Below are 16,860 nucleotides of genomic sequence, written 5' to 3'. Positions count from 1 at the left end.
CCCATTTCTTACGCAAGACCTAGACGTTCGAAAATCATATCGACATTTTTCAAGTGATAGTTGTAATCGAAGCAGTCAGCGATTTGTTCAGGTGTTAAGCGTGAAGTGATTTTCTCTTCTGCTTCTACTAATGAACGGAATGGTACTTGTTTCTCCCAAGCTTCCATCGCCTTTGGCTGAACCGTGTCATATGCTTTTTCACGTGCCATACCTGTATCAATAAGTGCAAGCAGAACACGCTGAGAGTAGATCAAGCCAAGTGTGCGGTCCATGTTGCGTTTCATATTTTCAGGGAACACCGTCAAATTCTTCACAATGTTAGAGAAACGGTTCAGCATATAGTTCAGTGCAATCGTTGCATCTGGTAAAATGATGCGTTCAGCAGATGAATGAGAAATATCACGCTCATGCCAAAGCGGTACATTTTCATAAGCAGTCAGCATATAACCACGGATGACACGGGCAATCCCCGTCATATTTTCAGAACCGATCGGGTTTCGTTTATGAGGCATCGCTGATGATCCTTTTTGTCCTTTTGCAAAGAACTCTTCTACTTCACGTGTTTCACTCTTTTGAAGACCACGAATTTCAACAGCAAATTTCTCAATGCTTGTTGCCACTAAAGCAAGGGTTGCCATGTAATCTGCATGACGGTCACGCTGCAAGGTTTGGGTTGAAATTGGTGCAGCTTTGATGCCAAGTTTCTCACATACATATTGCTCAACAAACGGGTCGATGTTCGCATATGTGCCAACAGCACCAGAGATTTTGCCGTATTCGATGCCGGCTTTAGCTTGTTTAAAACGTTCTAAGTTACGCTTCATTTCCTCGTACCAAAGAGCAAGCTTCAAGCCAAATGTTGTCGGTTCAGCGTGTACACCGTGTGTACGGCCCATCATGACTGTATATTTGTGCTCTTTTGCTTTTTCTTTTAGTATGTCAACAAATCTCTCAATGTCCTTGAGCAAAATATCGTTCGCCTGTTTTAATAGATATGAAAGCGCCGTATCCACTACGTCTGTAGATGTTAGCCCGTAATGAACCCACTTTCTTTCTTCTCCTAGAGATTCAGATACAGCACGCGTAAAGGCAACCACGTCATGGCGCGTGTCTTGTTCAATCTCTAAAATACGATCAATATCAAAGCTTGCATTCTTACGCATAGTCACAACGTCTTCTTTTGGAATAACACCAAGCTCTGCCCAAGCTTCACAAGCGAGAATTTCTACTTCAAGCCATGCATTAAATTTGTTTTCCTCTGTCCAGATTGCTGACATTTCTGGTCGTGCGTAACGTTCGATCATTTCCCGTTTCCTCCATCTCTTTCAGTCCATATCTTTGTGATGTTTGCCATCCATTCATCATCAAGCTGTTTCATAAATGTCATATGCCCCATTTTGCGGCCGGCTTTTACTTCATGTTTACCATATAGATAAAGTTTCGCTTCCTTTAAAAGCTCAGGATGTTCTTTTGGGATGTCCACTTCATCGCCCAGCAAGTTCACCATCATACCCTCTGATAAAAGAGCTGTTCCGCCAAGCGGCAAACCGCATATGGCGCGAATGTGCTGTTCAAACTGACTCGTCTCACATAAATCCAATGTGTAATGTCCAGAGTTATGCGGGCGCGGTGCCAGTTCATTGACGAGCAGCTTCCCTTCATTTGTCAGGAACAGTTCAACAGCAAGCGTACCGACCAGCCCTAGCTTTTCAGCAAGCGTTGTTGCCAGCTCTTTTGCTTTCTCTTGAATGCTGCCATCTACCCGTGCAGGCACGATGCTTTGGAATAAAATATTGTGCTTATGAATGTTCTCAGCGACTGGGAATGTCGCAATTTCCCCATGAACAGACCGCGTCACAATCACGGACAGTTCCATTTGGAAAGGAACCCAGCTTTCTAAAATGCACGTTCCATGCGTGAGAAGTGCAGCCGCTTCATGAAGCTGATCCTTCTCTTTGATGACGAACTGTCCTTTACCGTCGTAACCGCCTCTGCATGTTTTCAGCACAGCTGGTAAACCAAGCGCACTTACTGTATCTTTCAGCTCCTTCTCATCATGAACGATGCGATAAGGGGCGACTTCACAGCCTGCATCTACAATCCCTTTTTTCTCCGTTTCACGGTTTTGGGTTAAAAGAAGGAGTTCGCTTCCTTGCGGTAAATACGCCTCTTCCTTCAGCTGATTGAGTGCATCATAATCAATATTTTCAAATTCATATGTGACCACATCGCTGATGTCCGCCAGCTGCCTGATCGCTTCAAGGTCACTGTATGCGGCTGTAATTTCTGTATCAGCAACCTGTCCACAAGGAGAAAGTGTGACAGGGTCAAGAACTGCTGCCCGGTAGCCCATTTGCTTTGCACTGACGGCCATGTATCTGCCAAGCTGTCCGCCGCCGATGATACCAATGGTTGCGTTTGGAAAAATGGTCTGCTTAGCCAAGCTGATCACTGCTTTCTAATACAGTTTGTTTTGTTTGTTCTCTTCTTTCTTCAAGGCGTGCTGCAACGGCTTCATCGAATGCTGAAATCATTTGTGCAGCTAGAAGGCCTGCATTTGTTGCACCGGCTTTGCCGATTGCCACTGTAGCAACAGGTACACCGCCTGGCATTTGAACGATGGATAATAAGGAATCCAGCCCGTTTAATGCTTTTGATTGTACGGGCACACCAATGACCGGCAGTGTCGTTTTTGCTGCGACCATCCCCGGTAAATGTGCTGCGCCTCCAGCACCGGCAATAATGACCTTGAGTCCTTTACCTCTTGCTTCAGTCGCATATTCAAACATCAAATCAGGTGTCCGATGTGCGGATACAACCTGTTTTTCATACGGAATGTTTAATTCCTCTAAGATATCGCACGCATGTTTCATTGTTTCCCAATCAGATGTACTTCCCATGATGACACCTACAAGCGGCTTCATTTTGTCCCCACCTTTAAGCTATTATTCGATTTTGTATCGTTTGACACGCTTCCCAAACCTAAGTAGCTTGTCAAACGCCGAACAAAAAGGCCCGGTTTGTATTGCATTGTTAGGAAGCAACACAAACCGGGCCATGGTAAGCGCTGTTCGCTTTTAAAACGCCATGTCAGTTTTGTTCACTATCCTGCATAGTCCAGTCATTTACGGTAACTGGGTAGAAACTTATGGGCCATATTCCCAAGATTATATGAGGCTCGTGTTTTGATTTCATGTTTATCTTAACAACGGATGTTCATGATGTCAACGGATTTATCGAACAATCTATGAAGTCGTCGTTTTAATGTTCGGATTTAGAGTATTTTTCCCTCAAATACGATTTTTTTCCCAATCGGAATGATCTGAATCGACCCATTTTCCTTCTTTTCCTGAAAGATGGGCTCCTCCATTCGTCGGACAGGTGAGTAGCCTTCGTCCGCCATCTGGGACAACACTTGCTCAATCGTCATGTTGTCTTCCACGTAGAATTTCTTTTTCTTTGGTTTTGCGGTCATTCTTTAATTCTCCTTTTCTTCACAGCCTTCACCCAGAAGCCGCCATGAATCGTTTTGGGCTCATACGAAATGATAAACGCCTTTGAATCAAGCGTTTTAATCGTTTCATATAATTGCAGTTCATATTTTCTCGGTGTTAAAATTTGCATCGCTGACCGGTCTCCTTCAAGACCTCCTACTACCCAGTTGGTGACGCCATATCCTTTTTCTCTCAATTGTTTTGGGAGATCTAGATCGATTTCTTTTGTAATCACGTTCACAGTAATGTAGCCAAGTGCCAGCTTCTCTTCAATTTTCATCCCGACAATGATTCCAATTCCATAACCTAGCGCATACGCAATGACATTTTGTACTTGATCTAAGTTATCTAATACGATACTCAAACCAATGACATAAATCAGCATCTCGACAGTACCAGCAAAAGCGGCTGCGTACCTTCTGCCTTTCATTGTTAAAATTAAACGCATAGTGGAAAAAGAGACATAAACAATGTTAATCACTAAAATAATCAAAACCATGGTGAACGCATTGGATAAAAGTTGTTGAAGCACGATTCGAACCCCCTGCACTAAAAATCAAATAAAGCACCCCATATTCTACTAGAGAACAAACCTTGATACAATCAAATTTGCGCGAGAAAAACACATATATCTTTCGACAACAAGGGGTGGTCTTTGTTACCAAGAGTTTACCCGTTTTTTCCTCTTCTCAACATGAAAAACCTCCTTTTTCAAAAGGAGGCGTTAGATGGTTGATAAAGGGCTAAAATGAATATTATTTTAACCCTCTGTCTTCTTTTCAGCGTGATAGAAACTTTTGAATTCTAAGAAGGACGAGTACCGGTGCGAAGCGAATTTCACATTCGTGAGCACCGTCACGCAGGATTACAGTCGATTCCAAAGATTTGTCTACACGCTGAAACGTGTTTTTATCCAAACCGAACTGGAACAAGTGATGGGATCAAATACTCTCCGACAATGCCCCATAAAAGGGCAATGATGACGAGCTCAATCAACAAAAAGACCCAGCCGGCATACATCAAGTCTCCCCGCACAGCTTCTTGCTCGGATTGAATGGAGCGGAAGAGCACAATGGCAATCAGCTGAAGACCAAAAAACATCATGACGGATAAAATCACCGTTACATATGGAATATTCAGCATGGCAAATACAAGCCAAAGGATAGATAAAACCAAAACCGGCACAAGCACGGCACCGAACTTCATGATCACTTCTTTCAGCGATATGTTCCCTTTCAGCATGTACTTACCGAGCACCCAAACCGTCAGCATCATCAGTGTCAACAAAATGAGTGTAAAGACCGCTACCTTCAAAAAGGCGTCACCAAAAGAATAATGAATACCAAAACCTAATAAACGGGTCTTTGACGCCTTTAATTGAACGTAGTTGCCTAAAGCAAAAAACACACTGAATAACACAATTGAAATCCAGGCGTACTTCATGCGTAAAGTGTCCGCTTGATGGATCGCACGGCTCGGTGATTTTAACATCGCGAGCCCATATGAGCCATAGCGCTTAAACGCACCTCCTACACTTCTTGCAATGCGCTGAATGGCTGAACGCTCTTCATCAGCTGGCTTAGCCGTTCTTCCACGTTTTGCAGCGCTGCGGCTGAGGCGGGACTGCCTCGTTTCTTGATCTATTGATGGCTCTTCATTTTCGTTTTTCGTTTCAGATGTGACCTGCTCTTGATCTTTCTCTAACATCCCATATCAACTCCTATCTCAGACAATCCGCACAGGCTCAGGTGACCTGTCCGGATGACTCCTATTAAAGTAGCGGAGTCTCTCTATTCAGTCAAGATTCCTTGACGTTCATACGAATAGACGGATAAAAGAATGAAGAGGTTTTAAATGGAGAGAAATTAAGCCAAAACAAAAAAGCTGATGAGTGGATCAGCTTTTCATCATCTTTCATTACTTTTCATGAACGATAGCGCCCCTGCTTTGCTTTCTGAATCCGAAGATTCTCTTGGTGTGCGGGGAAACGAGTCTTTTCTGTCGTATCGACTTGTGTAATTTGTCCATTATGAATGGTGATCACCACCGACCCGTATTCAATCCCTTTTAAGGCAGATAAAATAAAATTCAGCTTTTGTTCATCCATCGCTCATCCCCCATCCCACTAATTTTGCTTTCGCTCTTTTAAATAGAGAACCTCATTTTCCAGCTCATGAATCGTATAATGCATGAGCGCTTCATGTTTTTCTTCATGCCCCCATAAAAGGAGTTGCTCAATCAATACCTGCTTTTTCCGCTCAATCACCTGCCTAAGCCAGCGTGACAAGTCATCCCCTCCCGTTATAATGAATGCAAGAAAAAAGGCACTCTGAACCCTTCTATAGAAAAAAGGAAATCAAAGCGCCTTTGGTGATCCAATCAGCGAATTATGTCTTTTTATCATAAACACATAATTCCTATAAGTCAACTATGTTTTTAAAATTTCCCTACAAAAAACAGCAGCCTCCATGAGCTGCTGTTTCAGACAAACCATTAATGATTTAAGAAAGCAAAATATAGAATAAAGATGACAAACAGGCCGTACATAATTGGATGCACTTCTTTTGCTTTTCCTTTAAAGATCATGGTGATCGGGTAGAAAATGAAACCAATCGCAATCCCTGTTGCAATACTATATGTGAGTGGCATCATAATCATGGTTAAGAAAGCCGGTACCGCAATTTCAAAACGATCCCATGCGATCTTTGCAAGAGGTGCTACCATCAGTGCACCGACAATGATTAAAGCAGGTGCCGTTACATTCGGTGTCACGACAGATAAAAGCGGCGAGAAGAACATCGCAAGTAAGAAGAAAATACCTGTCACGACAGCTGCAAAACCAGAGCGGGCACCCGCAGCAACACCTGAACTAGATTCAACATAAGACGTCGTCGTTGATGTACCAAGAACAGAACCGACGACGATAGAAGAAGAATCCGCCAGAAGCGCTTTTCCTGCACGCGGCAGCTCATTATTTTTCATTAAACCAGCCTGCGTTGCCACAGCCACAAGTGTACCAGCTGTATCAAAGAATCCAACGAATAGGAACGTTAAAATAACCACAAGCATTTGAATGGAGAAGATGTCTGGCAAGTGAATCAAGGCTTGACCAAAAGTTGGAGACAAGCTTGGAATGCTATCTACAATTTGAGATGGAACTGGTACAAGACCAAGGATCATCCCAGCAATAGCTGTCACAAGCATCCCAATGAAGACACCTGCATTCACACGAAGAACCATTAAAATGACAGTCACAATGATCCCAAATACCGTTAACAGGACAGGACCACTATGAATATTCCCAATCGAAACGAGCGTATTATCGTTATTGGCAATAATGCCAGAGCCTTGAAGACCTACAAATGTAATGAACAAACCAATCCCTGCACCAACCGCCAGCTTCAGCTCAGCCGGAATGGCATTGATGATTTTTTCACGAAAACCTGTTAAAGAAAGAGCAACGAAAATCAATCCTGAAACAAACACACCGGAAAGTGCTGCCTGCCATGAAATCCCCATACCAAGAACAACTGAGAAAGCGAAGAACGCATTCAGCCCCATACCTGGTGCAATCGCAATCGGGTACCTGGCGATCAATCCCATCAGGAAACAACCTGCCGCAGAAGCTAACGCTGTAGCTGTAAAGACAGCCCCCTGATCAATTCGTAATTTATCTGGAAAATCCGGTACTGCTACTAAAGCAAGTGTGATCGGATTAACAAACAAGATGTAAGCCATCGACAAAAATGTCGTTAAACCGCCGATGATCTCTCTGCGATAATTCGTACCTAACTCATCAAACTGAAAAAACTGTTTCAAAGCCAACTGACTCCCTTCATGTCCTTTTGCTTTAGTCTGTCCCATTCACAAGTCAAATAAAAAACGCCCCAACAGTTTTTGGGACGCTTGACTACAATGTGAATTCAGACCGTGACATCAAACAAGAACAATGCATGATTTATATCAAACGAGTGTGAATTGACGTAGTCAAGCCATTTACGGTAGCTTGGTAGAAACTTGCGGGCCATATCCCCGCCATTATACGACTTCTATCTATTTGATTTCTGTGTCTATTGTACCAACTTCATTTTTAAAACACAATACAAAAAGCGAACATTTTTCAAAGAAATGTCCGCTTCATTCGTCTTATTACACGAATTTGGAAAATCACATCTAGTTCTTTATACACCCATCACTGAATTCTGGCAAAAGCCGTTTCTGCTACATCGAAAAATGCCTTCACAGCAGGAGAAGCTTGCGTGAGCGATGGACAGGCAAGCGCCACCTCACGATGATGCGATACATTCAGATGACTGATCTGCACAAGTTGCTGCGTTTTTAGGAATAACTCAGGACCTATCGTCACACCAAGTCCTTCCCCAACCATGCGGGCAATGGTCGTACAATCATGCACTTCAAATAAAATAGACGGCTTGATTTGCGCCTCTGAAAAAATATCCTCTACATGGGACTGATACATGCCAGTTGGCATAATAAACGGTTCGTCCGCTAATTCTTCCATGTCTACAATTGGATGCTGCTTAAAACGATGATTTTCGTGATAGGCGACCACCATTTTATCTTTCATAAGTGGCAATAGATGAAACGCTTCATCCGCTTTACCTTTTACAACAAACCCAACATCAATAATGCCAGAATCGAGCCACTCCAATATTTCTTCATATGTCCCCTCATAAAATTTAAATTCAATCTTTGGATGCTTTTTCTGATAGCTCACAAGCAGTTTTGGCAACAAACAAGCGGATGCACTGGCAAATGTTCCAATCCGAATCAAGCCAGATTCAATATTTTTGGTGAGCGCAATTTCCTGCTGAATTTTCTCTACTCGATTTAGCACTTCTCTTATATGCGGAAGAAGGGTTTCACCGATGTCTGTCAGCGTAATGCCCTTTTTTCGGTCACGTACGAATAAAGACACGCCCCACTCCGTCTCTAAACTTGCCACCGCATGACTCACGGCAGACTGTGTCATATTTAATGCTTCAGCTGCAGCGGTAAAACTGCCTAGCTCGACCACCTTAGCCATCGTCTCGAATCGAACAAAGCTCATGAGTATTCACTCATCCCTTTCATGAAAAACATCAATTTTACTTATGTTAGCACGGAATTTAAAATGAATACAACGTTTCAACATAAAGGAAGGGTTCAAAATGAAAAGTACATCTTATCCATTGCTCATATTTCTTTTAGCCGTCGGTTCTTTCGTCACAGGCACTTCAGAATTCGTCGTATCAGGCATACTGGACATCATTTCTGACGATCTGCGCATCTCCATCCCGGTTGCGGGACAGCTTATCACCATCTATTCTCTTTTTTATGCCGTGGGTGCCCTCTTTTTAGTCATGGCCACATCGAAATTGAATCGAAAAAAGGTTCTTTTATCGGCAATTTCCATGTTTATAGCAGGGAATGTGCTTGCCTTTTTTAGCTATCACTTTATGCTGCTCATGCTCTCACGGGTCATCATGGCCATGAGTGGCGGCTTATATATTGTACTCGCAACAAATTATGCAGCGCAGCTCGCCCCGCCAGAAAAAAAGGGGAGTGCGATGGCCACGGTGATCACTGGATTTACAGTTTCACTAGTACTCGGTGTACCGATTGGAACATTTTTAGCAGGATATGTAGATTGGCATGCCATTTTTCTCATCATTGCAATAGGAACCGCTTGTCTCTTGTTTCTTCTGTATCGATTATTACCGCCTATGGAGGGACATTCCCATGTGCCATTTAAGCAGCAAATGCAAATTCTTCAAGACCGCAGGGTGTTAAGCGGCTTAGCCACGACAGCCTTTTGGATTTTAGGTTACACGATGGTATTTGCTTACATTTCGCCATTATTGCGACAGACATCCGGATTTACACTTGAACTGACAAGCATTGCCTTGCTTGTCTTAGGAATCTCTGCTTTTATTGGCTCACGCTTTGGCGGATACGCCGTCGATCAATGGGGACCAAACCGAACCATTTCAATCAGCATCACGGTTCAGATGCTCATGCTCTTTGCATTATCTTTTACACAATTTTCTGTAGTTGGCGTCTTCATCACGCTCGCCATTTGGGGCACCGCCACATGGACAACAACACCAGCGAAGCAATTTTATCTCATCTCCCTAAAACCCGAAACATCGGAAACCGTGCTGAGCTTTAATACAGCAATTATGAATATCGGCATGATGCTTGGATCGTCAATGGGTGGTCTGATTATTCAATATACAAATGTAACGAATTTAAGTTGGATAGGCGGGCTAGCCAGTTTTGTTGCGTTGATGTTGATTCGGTACTCGTTCAATCGTCATCGACTGCTGCATCAACAGATAAAAAGCGAACATGTGTAATTATGTTCGCTTTCTGATTTATCGATTAGCTTTTGATGTTTCTTTTTTGACTGGAATGGTTACCGTTATATCTTTTTGTGGTGCCAACAGATTCAGATTTGACAGATCAAGATACAGCCCATAATCCTTAAATGAAAAATGGTTTAATGATAATTTGTCTAACTCCTTTACATCAAAATCAAAGGTGGATTGCATAGAAGCTGTCTTTAAATTGGTCACCTTTGCATTGTTCCCTTTCAAATAATATCCGTTCTCATAATCTGCTTCAGGGTCTGACCATGATTTCATTTTTTTAACATCGCCTAATCCTATCCATTCCCCTGCATTCTTCATCACACCTTCATCTAATTCTTTCTGGCCTACTCCAGTAAATTGATAATCTACTATCACAGAACGGCCTTTTTGCTCAATTTTATTAATTTTAATCCCAATCCCATAATGCTTTGTCTTGAACTGAATAGGCAGCTTCGTCTGGAGGGGAATGATTTTACTTTCTTCATGTTCTACCCATAAAGTAGTAAAAAATGTTAGTTCTGTTGCCTTTGGATCGATTGGCTGATTTAAGATTGTCATATGATTTATCCTAGTTTTTTTGTTTGAAAGTTGTTTTTCCTCAAATCTTGTCCCAGTCTCAAGTCTGTACTTATTTCCTAAATTATCTCTCATTCTATCTATTAAAACTTCATCGTCTTTTGCGATACCATTGTAATCAATCGTATATTGAATCACAGAGGAATTCACTCCATTTTCCACCTTGATATCTTTCAATTGATAACGTCCATTTAAAATAGATACTTCTTTTTGTCCTGCTAATAAGATGGTTTTTTGCTTAACCACAGGCAACTCAAATCGCCAATTCCCTACAATATCTCCAATTTTCGAAATCACGAGTTGTGCTTTTTGACCTTGCTTAATCATTTGTCCATTTGTAAAGAATTCTATTCGTCCAGCATATCGACCATCTTTTAGTTTTTTCAACTCTGGACCCCTTGTATCTGGTTGGAAATTTTCATTGATCTGATCTGAATCAATGTTGATCGGTATAAAATCTTCATTTGTATGGAAATTCTCCACAGTAAACGTATAAACAAGCCGCCCAGCATCATAATACACACTGTTCACTTTCACAGTAACCCCTCTTGATTCAGCCCCCTCATTGACATGCTTCACCAACTCACTCTGAAAAAGAGACATTCCTACTTTATCGTGAAACATCATATATAACTGTCCAACAAACGGCACTCGAGCCATCGCTGTATTAAGAGAAGGAAAAAGGAAGCCGGATGAAAAATAAAGAACGATTAGTACGATGGCAGAATATATTGGCGTTCTCCAATTCCATGTGAACCAACGTCTTTTCTTTTCCGTTTTCACATCTCCTATTGCTTGGCGAACCGCAGAGGTCAATTCAACCTTTGGTACATCAATCTCATCATAAAGCTTTTTCATTTCTTTTCGTTCCATCGACACTCTCCTCCTTCTCCAATGTTTGCTTTAATAACTTTCTTGCTCGATACAAATGCGTTTTGACCGTTCCTTCAGGCACACCCATCTGCTCAGAAATCATCGAAATTGAATAATCTTGAAAATAAAATAGCTGAATCACGAGCTGATATTGCTCATCTAACACATCAAGTGCATTTTTTAAATCGAGCTTGTCTTCCAAAAAATCATGCCGCTCAACGCTCTCATGCTGCTGTTCAAACGGAACAACATCTTGCTGCTTTTTCTTCATCGCAAAAATCGTATGAATCAAAATCCTAGTCAGCCATGTAGAAAAATAAGCCGGTTCTTTTAATCCAGATAAATGTTTAAATGCTTTAATGACCGTCTCCTGAACAGCATCTAACGAATCCTCTTTATTTCTTGTGTAGAGAAAAGCCGTTTTATATAAACGCTCTTGATACATCAGCATTAATGTCTCAAATGCTGGGACATTCCCTTTTTGTGCTTTTTTAATTAGACGCACTTGCTTCATCTCATCCACACCTCCTACACCTGTTAGAGCAAGCTTTCTCACAAACGGTTTCAACAAACAAAAATTTCTTTTACTTAGCATATGTCGGACAGAAATCGAGAAAGTGAAGATTGGGCAGCAAAGATCATGTTGAACATTTGATATAATGGAAGAAATATCTACAAAAAGGAGGATATTGATTGTTTCTATTTGAAGAACCTGCTTGTGCTAGCTGCCAAAAGAAAATAGAAGGTAACGAAGAAGTGTACGTTAAGCTGGTCTATCCAAAGAGACGAGGAATGACAGAAGTAAAGGCTTGGCTAAGAAATGAAGGGGTTTTTTATTGTAAGGCATGTTATGAAAAACAGCATAAAGACGAGCATTTCAATAGAATGCTCGTTTTTACTTTCTACTATTTCACTCCCGCTTACTGCGAAGTTCAATGAGTGCTAGTGTCTCGTCATTGAAAAAGAACTCCAAAATGATGCCATTTGATTGATCTTGGTATTGTATACCTTTGCTATACCCTTCGACAAACCAAAGCTGCTTGAATTGATTTCCATACATTTGTATCACAGATGAATAATCTGCCCCAATTGTAACACCCTTAGATGTTTGAAAACTTTTTTGAGTTGACTGATTGTAAATAGATGTTACTCGATGATGTTGATCAACTGATACGACAAAATCTTCATTTTCTTTTTCCATGTAGACCGTCTGTTTTTGATGAGAGAATTGAGAATTCTCAACAAAATGATGATCTCCCTTAAATGTTTGACCGATCTTAAAATGACCTATCGATTCATCTGTTAAAGTGATAGAGTGAAAATTAAAAAACATAGCTATCCAGACAACTAGTATGGCTCCACCTAAAACAGAACCTATTATCACTAAGACCTTAGAACGAAAGGCTCCCTTTTTAAATAAATAAATCATTAAAGATACGGTGATCATCATGATACAAATCATGATCAGAAAAATGCCCATTTCTTTTATCCTCTTTTTTTTAGTAAAATTCGAATGTAAATGATTACCCCAATGATAAATTCATATTATATCAGAGTATTCCACAAATTGTACCAATACAGGTATAATTTAAATAAAATAAACTATAGGAGATACATATGACTAGACATAAACTGATATTTCCACAATCATTTCCAACGATACATACCGAAAGACTGATCTTAAAACAAGCAACGATCACAGATGCTGAGGATATGCACATCTATTTATCCAATGAAACTGTCTGCCGCTACATGGGCATTGATGCACATGAAACCATCGAAGACACAAAAGGAGAAATCAAGTGGTATGACAATATCTTCAAAGAACAAACAGGCATCCGCTGGGGCATTTCTCTAAAAGAAAATCCAGCCATCATCGGCAGCTGCGGCTTTCTCAATCTAGAAAAACAGCACCGCCGTACGGAAATTGGCTATGAATTACACCATGATCATTGGCGAAAAGGCATCATGCAGGAAGCGATTACTGCGGTGTTGCGGTATGGATTTCAGGAGATGAACTTGAATCGGATTGAAGCCATCATTGATCCAGCAAATGCGTCTTCTGTTCAATTATTGGAGAAGATACATTTTGTACAAGAGGGTTTATTAAGAGAGTATGAATTGGGTCAGAAGGGATTCGATGATGTGTATATGTATTCAATTTTGAAGAGAGATTACGAAAAATCCTATTAAACAGAGGAGAAACAAATGAAAACGGATATTCATTTCATCCAAAAGCCGCAACCAGAGTATGTTTCTTTTCACATTTATGAACTCAATCCGGCGATTGAAAAACTTGTCCAGCAAGTGGAGCAGTCAGCCCCCTATTTCTTAGCACAAGAACCAACGAAAGAAAGAGTGAAAAAGGTCTATTATCACGAAATTTTATATATAGAAAGCGTTGATAAAAGATCGTTCTTGTATACGTCAGATGGAGTGTTTCTCTTAAAGGAAAAGTTATTTGAACTTGAAAAACAGCTTGAAGCGCACGATTATGTCAGGATTTCAAAATCGATGATTCTGAATATAGATTCTATTGCCGCTATTTCTCCTAAAACGAGTGGCCGTTTTGAAGCAAGCCTTACAAATAAAGAAAAAGTAATGATTTCACGTTTTTATATCCAAGCATTAAAAGAGAAGCTTGGATTACGGAGGAAGTGAACAGGATGAAACGTTATATCACAAATCTTTTGATCACATTTTGTATGATCTTTACTGCACTTGTATTGATTTACTGTTTCACGTTTGGAACGATGCCCATCTATATTTTACAAGCCATCATGTTCAGTTCCTTTTTTTCAAGCGCCCTGACCTTCTTGCTATACCCAAAACAAACGTACAGTCATAAACGGATTCTTTTTCAACAAATTCTATATATCGTCCTTGTGATGTGTATGATTATAACAACCATCATGATTGTGAGCGGTGAAATCAGCTCCCTTTCATTTATCGTGAATTTCCTTGTGGTCATGGCATTATTCTTTGTGATCAAGTACCTATTGTATAAAAAAGATCAAGCAACCGCTGAGGAAATCAACGAACTTTTACAGCAACGAAAGAAACGAACAACATCTTAATGTGCATCTTAGGGCTAAATATTGACATGTTAGGAAGATTTCATTGTGACTTCTGCATGATTCCAATACTCTGACGTTAGAGGAGGAATCAACACATGAAACCAATCACAATCATTCGAAAATCAGTACTTCTACTGCTCTTTTCTTTAATCATTCCAACAAGTGCAGGTGTCTATTTATCTATCAAAGAAGTAACCGATCCGATGACCATCTATCTCATCAATGGCTGCGCCATGCTAGCTGGGTGTCTTTTACTTCTATTCATTATTCAAAAAAGTCGTTTTCACTTGAAAGAAATAGGTTTTCGAAAAGGCTCTTTTGGGATGTGGATATTTCCGCTCCTTATTATCGAGGCCATTCCGTTTATTGCTGGATTCAACAAGGATTTAACTGTTTCTTCCTTTCTAGCACTTTGTTTCTTCATGGTGTGTGTCGGTCTTTTTGAAGAAGGAATCTTTCGAGGCATTCTGTTTCAATATTTAAAACAAATTAACTTGAGCACTGCCATATGGGGCTCCGCCGTACTATTCGGACTTGGTCATGCTGCGAATCTACTAAGCGGAAAAAGCCTCACATTAACAGTGGCACAAATCCTTTTCGCCTTTTTATTTGGATTCGTTGCAGCTGAAATCGTTGCACTCACGAACAGTCTGCAATGGGTGATCTTATGGCATGCCGTTCATAATATCGTGGATCAAATCACAAATGGGCAAACGCCTGTGGAATTACAAATGCTTTTACTTTCGATTCAATGTGGCATTTTGCTTGTTCTTGCGGTGGTGTTGTGGAGAAGATTAAGAATGAAAAAAGTGTTCAATAGATAATGAAAAGAGGAGGAAAGAAATGAATGGGAACACATGGATAGAAGGCTGGTTTGAAAAGTGTGAAGAACTTGAAATCAAGCCTTGGGAATGGGATTTTAAACAAAGTTATATCAAAGAGCCGATACCGAAAGATAGATCATCAATTGAGTTAATATTAGATTATAAAAGCCGTACACTGAAAGAAATCGGAATCTGTAATGTCACTAAAAAAACTGGTCGTAAAGCTGACTGTGATAAAGAACCTTTTTATATTTATCAATTACTTTGGAGTACTGATTATAAGCCAGAGCCTAAATCACAGCTTAATTTAGACCGTTACAACTTGATCCGTGGAGAAACAATGAATTCCTTTATAACGACTTTCAATCATTCTAAAACACTAACTTATTATTCTCATATCAAACATAAGTTTGAAAAATTCGCTACTGACACCCACTGCATTGGGAATTTCACCGTATTACCTCATTGGATGAATACCGGTCGAAACTGTTTCTCCCAAGATTATTGGGATGTTACGATGTATTCACTATTTGAATTCTTTAAACCATTAGGCTGTTGGAAAGAGTTCGTCGAACGATATTTCCTTCAACCTTATGTGAACAAAGATGAAGAATGGACAGTGAGTGAATTTTGGGAAGGTCATTTTGCAGGTATAGGAAATTACAATCAATTAAAACCTCAAAATGAACAAGAATTAAGTGAGTACCTACATAAAGTCAATATTAGGATTGAAGAACGGGGCAAATGGATTATCAAAAAAGTCTGTGAAGAATTGAAATTACAACACTTCACATTTTATGATGAACTAGAAGATAGGCAGATTCGATTTTCCAACGAATTGAAATAAACCATAATGAGCGAGCTCAGTGCTCGCTTTTTTATTTTCAAAAAGGACTTTCGTTGCCGGCTTAACCTCCGCTTGAATTCCATTGATATCAATCTCTTCAAACATACATTTCACTAGTGTAGGGACCCCCTTCTGTTGCAATGCCCTTCCCCCAATGTTCCTCCGCCAAGAAATAGCCAATCGTCACCGCATTCATTTTTTGATTGAGGTCCGTTGTTTCATGCCAGTTAGCATATGAAGCTTGTCCTTAAATGTTTTCTATTAAATTTGGTATCAAAGGTTTGCTTTCTATGGGTGATGATAAGGAAATCAATGTAGTGGAATTCCCATACTTCATACTCTCATTTTCAAATAATTCAAGATCCCTTATAGATTCGGCTACTACTTTAATCAAATAATTGAATTCTCCGCTAATTCGGTGACATTCTACTACTTGTGAAGCCTCCTTACAATAATCAACGAAATGATTGCATGTGGTGGTTCGGAAAAGGATAAAAGCCACTATGGGTTTTCCAACTTTCTCATTTGAAACGACAGCACTATACCCCTTTATCACCCCTTGCTCTTCTAATCTTTTCACCCTTTCTGTAACTGCTGGTTGAGACAGCCCTATCAATCTTCCAAGGGAAGTCATTGACAACCTAGCATCTGACTGTAAACATTCTAATATATTTCTATCAATACTATCCATGTAATAATCCCTCCATATCATTAGATGATACTGACATTTCACCATAACTATTTAGAATGATATGTTCTACAAATCATTATATTATAATTCAAAACCAATATCAT

20 protein-coding genes, 2 pseudogenes and 2 riboswitches are annotated in these 16,860 nt (G+C 40.3%); of the genes and pseudogenes, 7 read left to right on the top strand and 15 right to left on the bottom strand.

The genetic code is table 11. The features are described from left to right. Positions 1-8 precede the first annotated feature (8 nt). The 10 genes from purB to NST24_RS03340 all read right to left on the bottom strand — a co-directional run bounded on the left by purB (position 9) and on the right by NST24_RS03340 (position 8,565). Positions 9-1,304: an adenylosuccinate lyase gene (gene purB, locus NST24_RS03385; RefSeq protein WP_342462322.1), complete on the bottom strand. Its 1,296-nt coding sequence runs from the start codon at positions 1,302-1,304 to the stop codon at positions 9-11. Continuing rightward, positions 1,301-2,443, bottom strand: coding sequence for a 5-(carboxyamino)imidazole ribonucleotide synthase (gene purK, locus NST24_RS03380; RefSeq protein WP_342462321.1), 1,143 nt, complete (start codon positions 2,441-2,443; stop codon positions 1,301-1,303). The genes purB and purK overlap by 4 nt, the downstream gene beginning before the upstream one ends. Next, the gene (purE, locus tag NST24_RS03375; RefSeq protein WP_017359824.1) at positions 2,436-2,924 is read right to left on the bottom strand and encodes a 5-(carboxyamino)imidazole ribonucleotide mutase; all 489 of its coding nucleotides are present in this window, start codon (positions 2,922-2,924) and stop codon (positions 2,436-2,438) included. Before purE ends, purK begins: the two co-directional genes overlap by 8 nt. Before the next feature lie 169 nt (positions 2,925-3,093). Further along, positions 3,094-3,195: riboswitch (purine riboswitch) on the bottom strand. A gap of 79 nt (positions 3,196-3,274) precedes the next feature. Then, complete coding sequence (locus tag NST24_RS03370; RefSeq protein WP_073414453.1) at positions 3,275-3,475, bottom strand: NETI motif-containing protein; 201 nt, start codon at positions 3,473-3,475, stop codon at positions 3,275-3,277. Further along, a complete protein-coding gene (locus NST24_RS03365) occupies positions 3,472-4,026 on the bottom strand; it encodes a DUF5698 domain-containing protein (RefSeq protein WP_008344300.1) in 555 nt (184 codons plus the stop codon). The genes NST24_RS03370 and NST24_RS03365 overlap by 4 nt, the downstream gene beginning before the upstream one ends. A gap of 377 nt (positions 4,027-4,403) precedes the next feature. Further along, the gene (locus tag NST24_RS03360; RefSeq protein ID WP_024719394.1) at positions 4,404-5,201 is read right to left on the bottom strand and encodes a hypothetical protein; all 798 of its coding nucleotides are present in this window, start codon (positions 5,199-5,201) and stop codon (positions 4,404-4,406) included. A gap of 217 nt (positions 5,202-5,418) precedes the next feature. Next, positions 5,419-5,601 carry a YezD family protein gene (locus NST24_RS03355; protein WP_008344304.1) on the bottom strand — a complete coding sequence of 61 codons (183 nt, stop codon included), beginning with the start codon at positions 5,599-5,601 and terminating at the stop codon, positions 5,419-5,421. An 18-nt stretch (positions 5,602-5,619) separates the two neighbouring features. Further along, positions 5,620-5,781: a hypothetical protein gene (locus NST24_RS03350; protein WP_008344307.1), complete on the bottom strand. Its 162-nt coding sequence runs from the start codon at positions 5,779-5,781 to the stop codon at positions 5,620-5,622. A 206-nt stretch (positions 5,782-5,987) separates the two neighbouring features. Continuing rightward, positions 5,988-7,313, bottom strand: a complete 1,326-nt coding sequence (locus NST24_RS03345; RefSeq protein WP_056408255.1) for an NCS2 family permease — start codon at positions 7,311-7,313, stop codon at positions 5,988-5,990. Positions 7,314-7,458: 145 nt separating this feature from the next. Beyond that, positions 7,459-7,560: riboswitch (purine riboswitch) on the bottom strand. A 126-nt stretch (positions 7,561-7,686) separates the two neighbouring features. Next, complete coding sequence (locus NST24_RS03340) at positions 7,687-8,565, bottom strand: LysR family transcriptional regulator (RefSeq protein WP_342462319.1); 879 nt, start codon at positions 8,563-8,565, stop codon at positions 7,687-7,689. Between the two features lie 100 nt (positions 8,566-8,665). Here NST24_RS03340 and NST24_RS03335 point away from each other — a divergent pair, with 100 nt between their 5' ends. Continuing rightward, complete coding sequence (locus tag NST24_RS03335) at positions 8,666-9,853, top strand: MFS transporter (protein WP_342462318.1); 1,188 nt, start codon at positions 8,666-8,668, stop codon at positions 9,851-9,853. An 18-nt stretch (positions 9,854-9,871) separates the two neighbouring features. On the opposite strand, the gene NST24_RS03330 is transcribed toward NST24_RS03335, so the two are convergent. Next, positions 9,872-11,317: a DUF4179 domain-containing protein gene (locus NST24_RS03330; protein WP_342462317.1), complete on the bottom strand. Its 1,446-nt coding sequence runs from the start codon at positions 11,315-11,317 to the stop codon at positions 9,872-9,874. Beyond that, complete coding sequence (locus NST24_RS03325; RefSeq protein ID WP_047946429.1) at positions 11,286-11,831, bottom strand: sigma-70 family RNA polymerase sigma factor; 546 nt, start codon at positions 11,829-11,831, stop codon at positions 11,286-11,288. Before NST24_RS03325 ends, NST24_RS03330 begins: the two co-directional genes overlap by 32 nt. A 179-nt stretch (positions 11,832-12,010) precedes the next feature. On the opposite strand from NST24_RS03325, the pseudogene NST24_RS03320 reads away from it, so the two are divergent. Continuing rightward, positions 12,011-12,175 (top strand): annotated as a pseudogene (locus NST24_RS03320) (Fe3+ hydroxamate ABC transporter substrate-binding protein); the annotation flags it as partial. A 52-nt stretch (positions 12,176-12,227) separates the two neighbouring features. On the opposite strand, the gene NST24_RS03315 reads toward NST24_RS03320, so the two are convergent. After that, positions 12,228-12,797, bottom strand: coding sequence for a hypothetical protein (locus NST24_RS03315; RefSeq protein ID WP_017359832.1), 570 nt, complete (start codon positions 12,795-12,797; stop codon positions 12,228-12,230). A 137-nt stretch (positions 12,798-12,934) separates the two neighbouring features. Here NST24_RS03315 and NST24_RS03310 point away from each other — a divergent pair, with 137 nt between their 5' ends. From NST24_RS03310 to NST24_RS03290, 5 genes are all read left to right on the top strand, one after another. Continuing rightward, on the top strand, positions 12,935-13,510 hold the full coding sequence (locus NST24_RS03310; RefSeq protein WP_342462316.1) for a GNAT family protein: 576 nt from the start codon (positions 12,935-12,937) through the stop codon (positions 13,508-13,510). Positions 13,511-13,525: 15 nt separating this feature from the next. Beyond that, positions 13,526-13,978 carry a LytTR family DNA-binding domain-containing protein gene (locus tag NST24_RS03305; RefSeq protein ID WP_342462315.1) on the top strand — a complete coding sequence of 151 codons (453 nt, stop codon included), beginning with the start codon at positions 13,526-13,528 and terminating at the stop codon, positions 13,976-13,978. 5 nt (positions 13,979-13,983) lie between these two features. After that, positions 13,984-14,394 (top strand): hypothetical protein, encoded by a 411-nt coding sequence (locus NST24_RS03300; RefSeq protein ID WP_342462314.1) that lies wholly within the window; start codon positions 13,984-13,986, stop codon positions 14,392-14,394. Between the two features lie 95 nt (positions 14,395-14,489). Then, positions 14,490-15,218 (top strand): CPBP family intramembrane glutamic endopeptidase, encoded by a 729-nt coding sequence (locus NST24_RS03295; RefSeq protein WP_342462313.1) that lies wholly within the window; start codon positions 14,490-14,492, stop codon positions 15,216-15,218. A 19-nt stretch (positions 15,219-15,237) separates the two neighbouring features. Then, complete coding sequence (locus NST24_RS03290) at positions 15,238-16,065, top strand: hypothetical protein (protein WP_342462312.1); 828 nt, start codon at positions 15,238-15,240, stop codon at positions 16,063-16,065. 54 nt (positions 16,066-16,119) lie between these two features. Here the strand turns inward: NST24_RS03290 and NST24_RS03285 are convergent. Together NST24_RS03285 and NST24_RS03280 are read right to left on the bottom strand one after the other, a co-directional pair. After that, positions 16,120-16,285 (bottom strand): annotated as a pseudogene (locus tag NST24_RS03285) (GNAT family N-acetyltransferase); the annotation flags it as partial. 27 nt (positions 16,286-16,312) lie between these two features. After that, positions 16,313-16,756: an Lrp/AsnC family transcriptional regulator gene (locus NST24_RS03280; protein WP_342462311.1), complete on the bottom strand. Its 444-nt coding sequence runs from the start codon at positions 16,754-16,756 to the stop codon at positions 16,313-16,315. Between the last annotated feature and the right edge of the window lie 104 nt (positions 16,757-16,860).

Source organism: Bacillus sp. FSL R5-0286 (genome assembly GCF_038593245.1).
In the GTDB taxonomy this organism is placed as follows: Bacteria; Bacillota; Bacilli; order Bacillales; family Bacillaceae; genus Bacillus; species Bacillus altitudinis.
The sequence above is the reverse complement of the archived record's forward strand: the minus strand, read 5'-3'. Positions and strand labels throughout refer to the sequence as shown.

Bases quoted from the DNA above. Each gene is read 5' to 3' on its own strand.
- purB (WP_342462322.1), bottom strand. From the start codon at position 1,304: ATGATCGAACGTTACGCACGACCAGAAATGTCAGCAATCTGGACAGAG.
- purE (WP_017359824.1), bottom strand. From the start codon at position 2,924: ATGAAGCCGCTTGTAGGTGTCATCATGGGAAGTACATCTGATTGGGAA.
- NST24_RS03370 (WP_073414453.1), bottom strand. From the start codon at position 3,475: ATGACCGCAAAACCAAAGAAAAAGAAATTCTACGTGGAAGACAACATG.
- NST24_RS03360 (WP_024719394.1), bottom strand. From the start codon at position 5,201: ATGTTAGAGAAAGATCAAGAGCAGGTCACATCTGAAACGAAAAACGAA.
- NST24_RS03355 (WP_008344304.1), bottom strand. From the start codon at position 5,601: ATGGATGAACAAAAGCTGAATTTTATTTTATCTGCCTTAAAAGGGATT.
- NST24_RS03340 (WP_342462319.1), bottom strand. From the start codon at position 8,565: ATGAGCTTTGTTCGATTCGAGACGATGGCTAAGGTGGTCGAGCTAGGC.
- NST24_RS03335 (WP_342462318.1), top strand. From the start codon at position 8,666: ATGAAAAGTACATCTTATCCATTGCTCATATTTCTTTTAGCCGTCGGT.
- NST24_RS03330 (WP_342462317.1), bottom strand. From the start codon at position 11,317: ATGGAACGAAAAGAAATGAAAAAGCTTTATGATGAGATTGATGTACCA.
- NST24_RS03325 (WP_047946429.1), bottom strand. From the start codon at position 11,831: ATGAAGCAAGTGCGTCTAATTAAAAAAGCACAAAAAGGGAATGTCCCA.
- NST24_RS03315 (WP_017359832.1), bottom strand. From the start codon at position 12,797: ATGGGCATTTTTCTGATCATGATTTGTATCATGATGATCACCGTATCT.
- NST24_RS03310 (WP_342462316.1), top strand. From the start codon at position 12,935: ATGACTAGACATAAACTGATATTTCCACAATCATTTCCAACGATACAT.
- NST24_RS03305 (WP_342462315.1), top strand. From the start codon at position 13,526: ATGAAAACGGATATTCATTTCATCCAAAAGCCGCAACCAGAGTATGTT.
- NST24_RS03300 (WP_342462314.1), top strand. From the start codon at position 13,984: ATGAAACGTTATATCACAAATCTTTTGATCACATTTTGTATGATCTTT.
- NST24_RS03295 (WP_342462313.1), top strand. From the start codon at position 14,490: ATGAAACCAATCACAATCATTCGAAAATCAGTACTTCTACTGCTCTTT.
- NST24_RS03290 (WP_342462312.1), top strand. From the start codon at position 15,238: ATGAATGGGAACACATGGATAGAAGGCTGGTTTGAAAAGTGTGAAGAA.
- NST24_RS03280 (WP_342462311.1), bottom strand. From the start codon at position 16,756: ATGGATAGTATTGATAGAAATATATTAGAATGTTTACAGTCAGATGCT.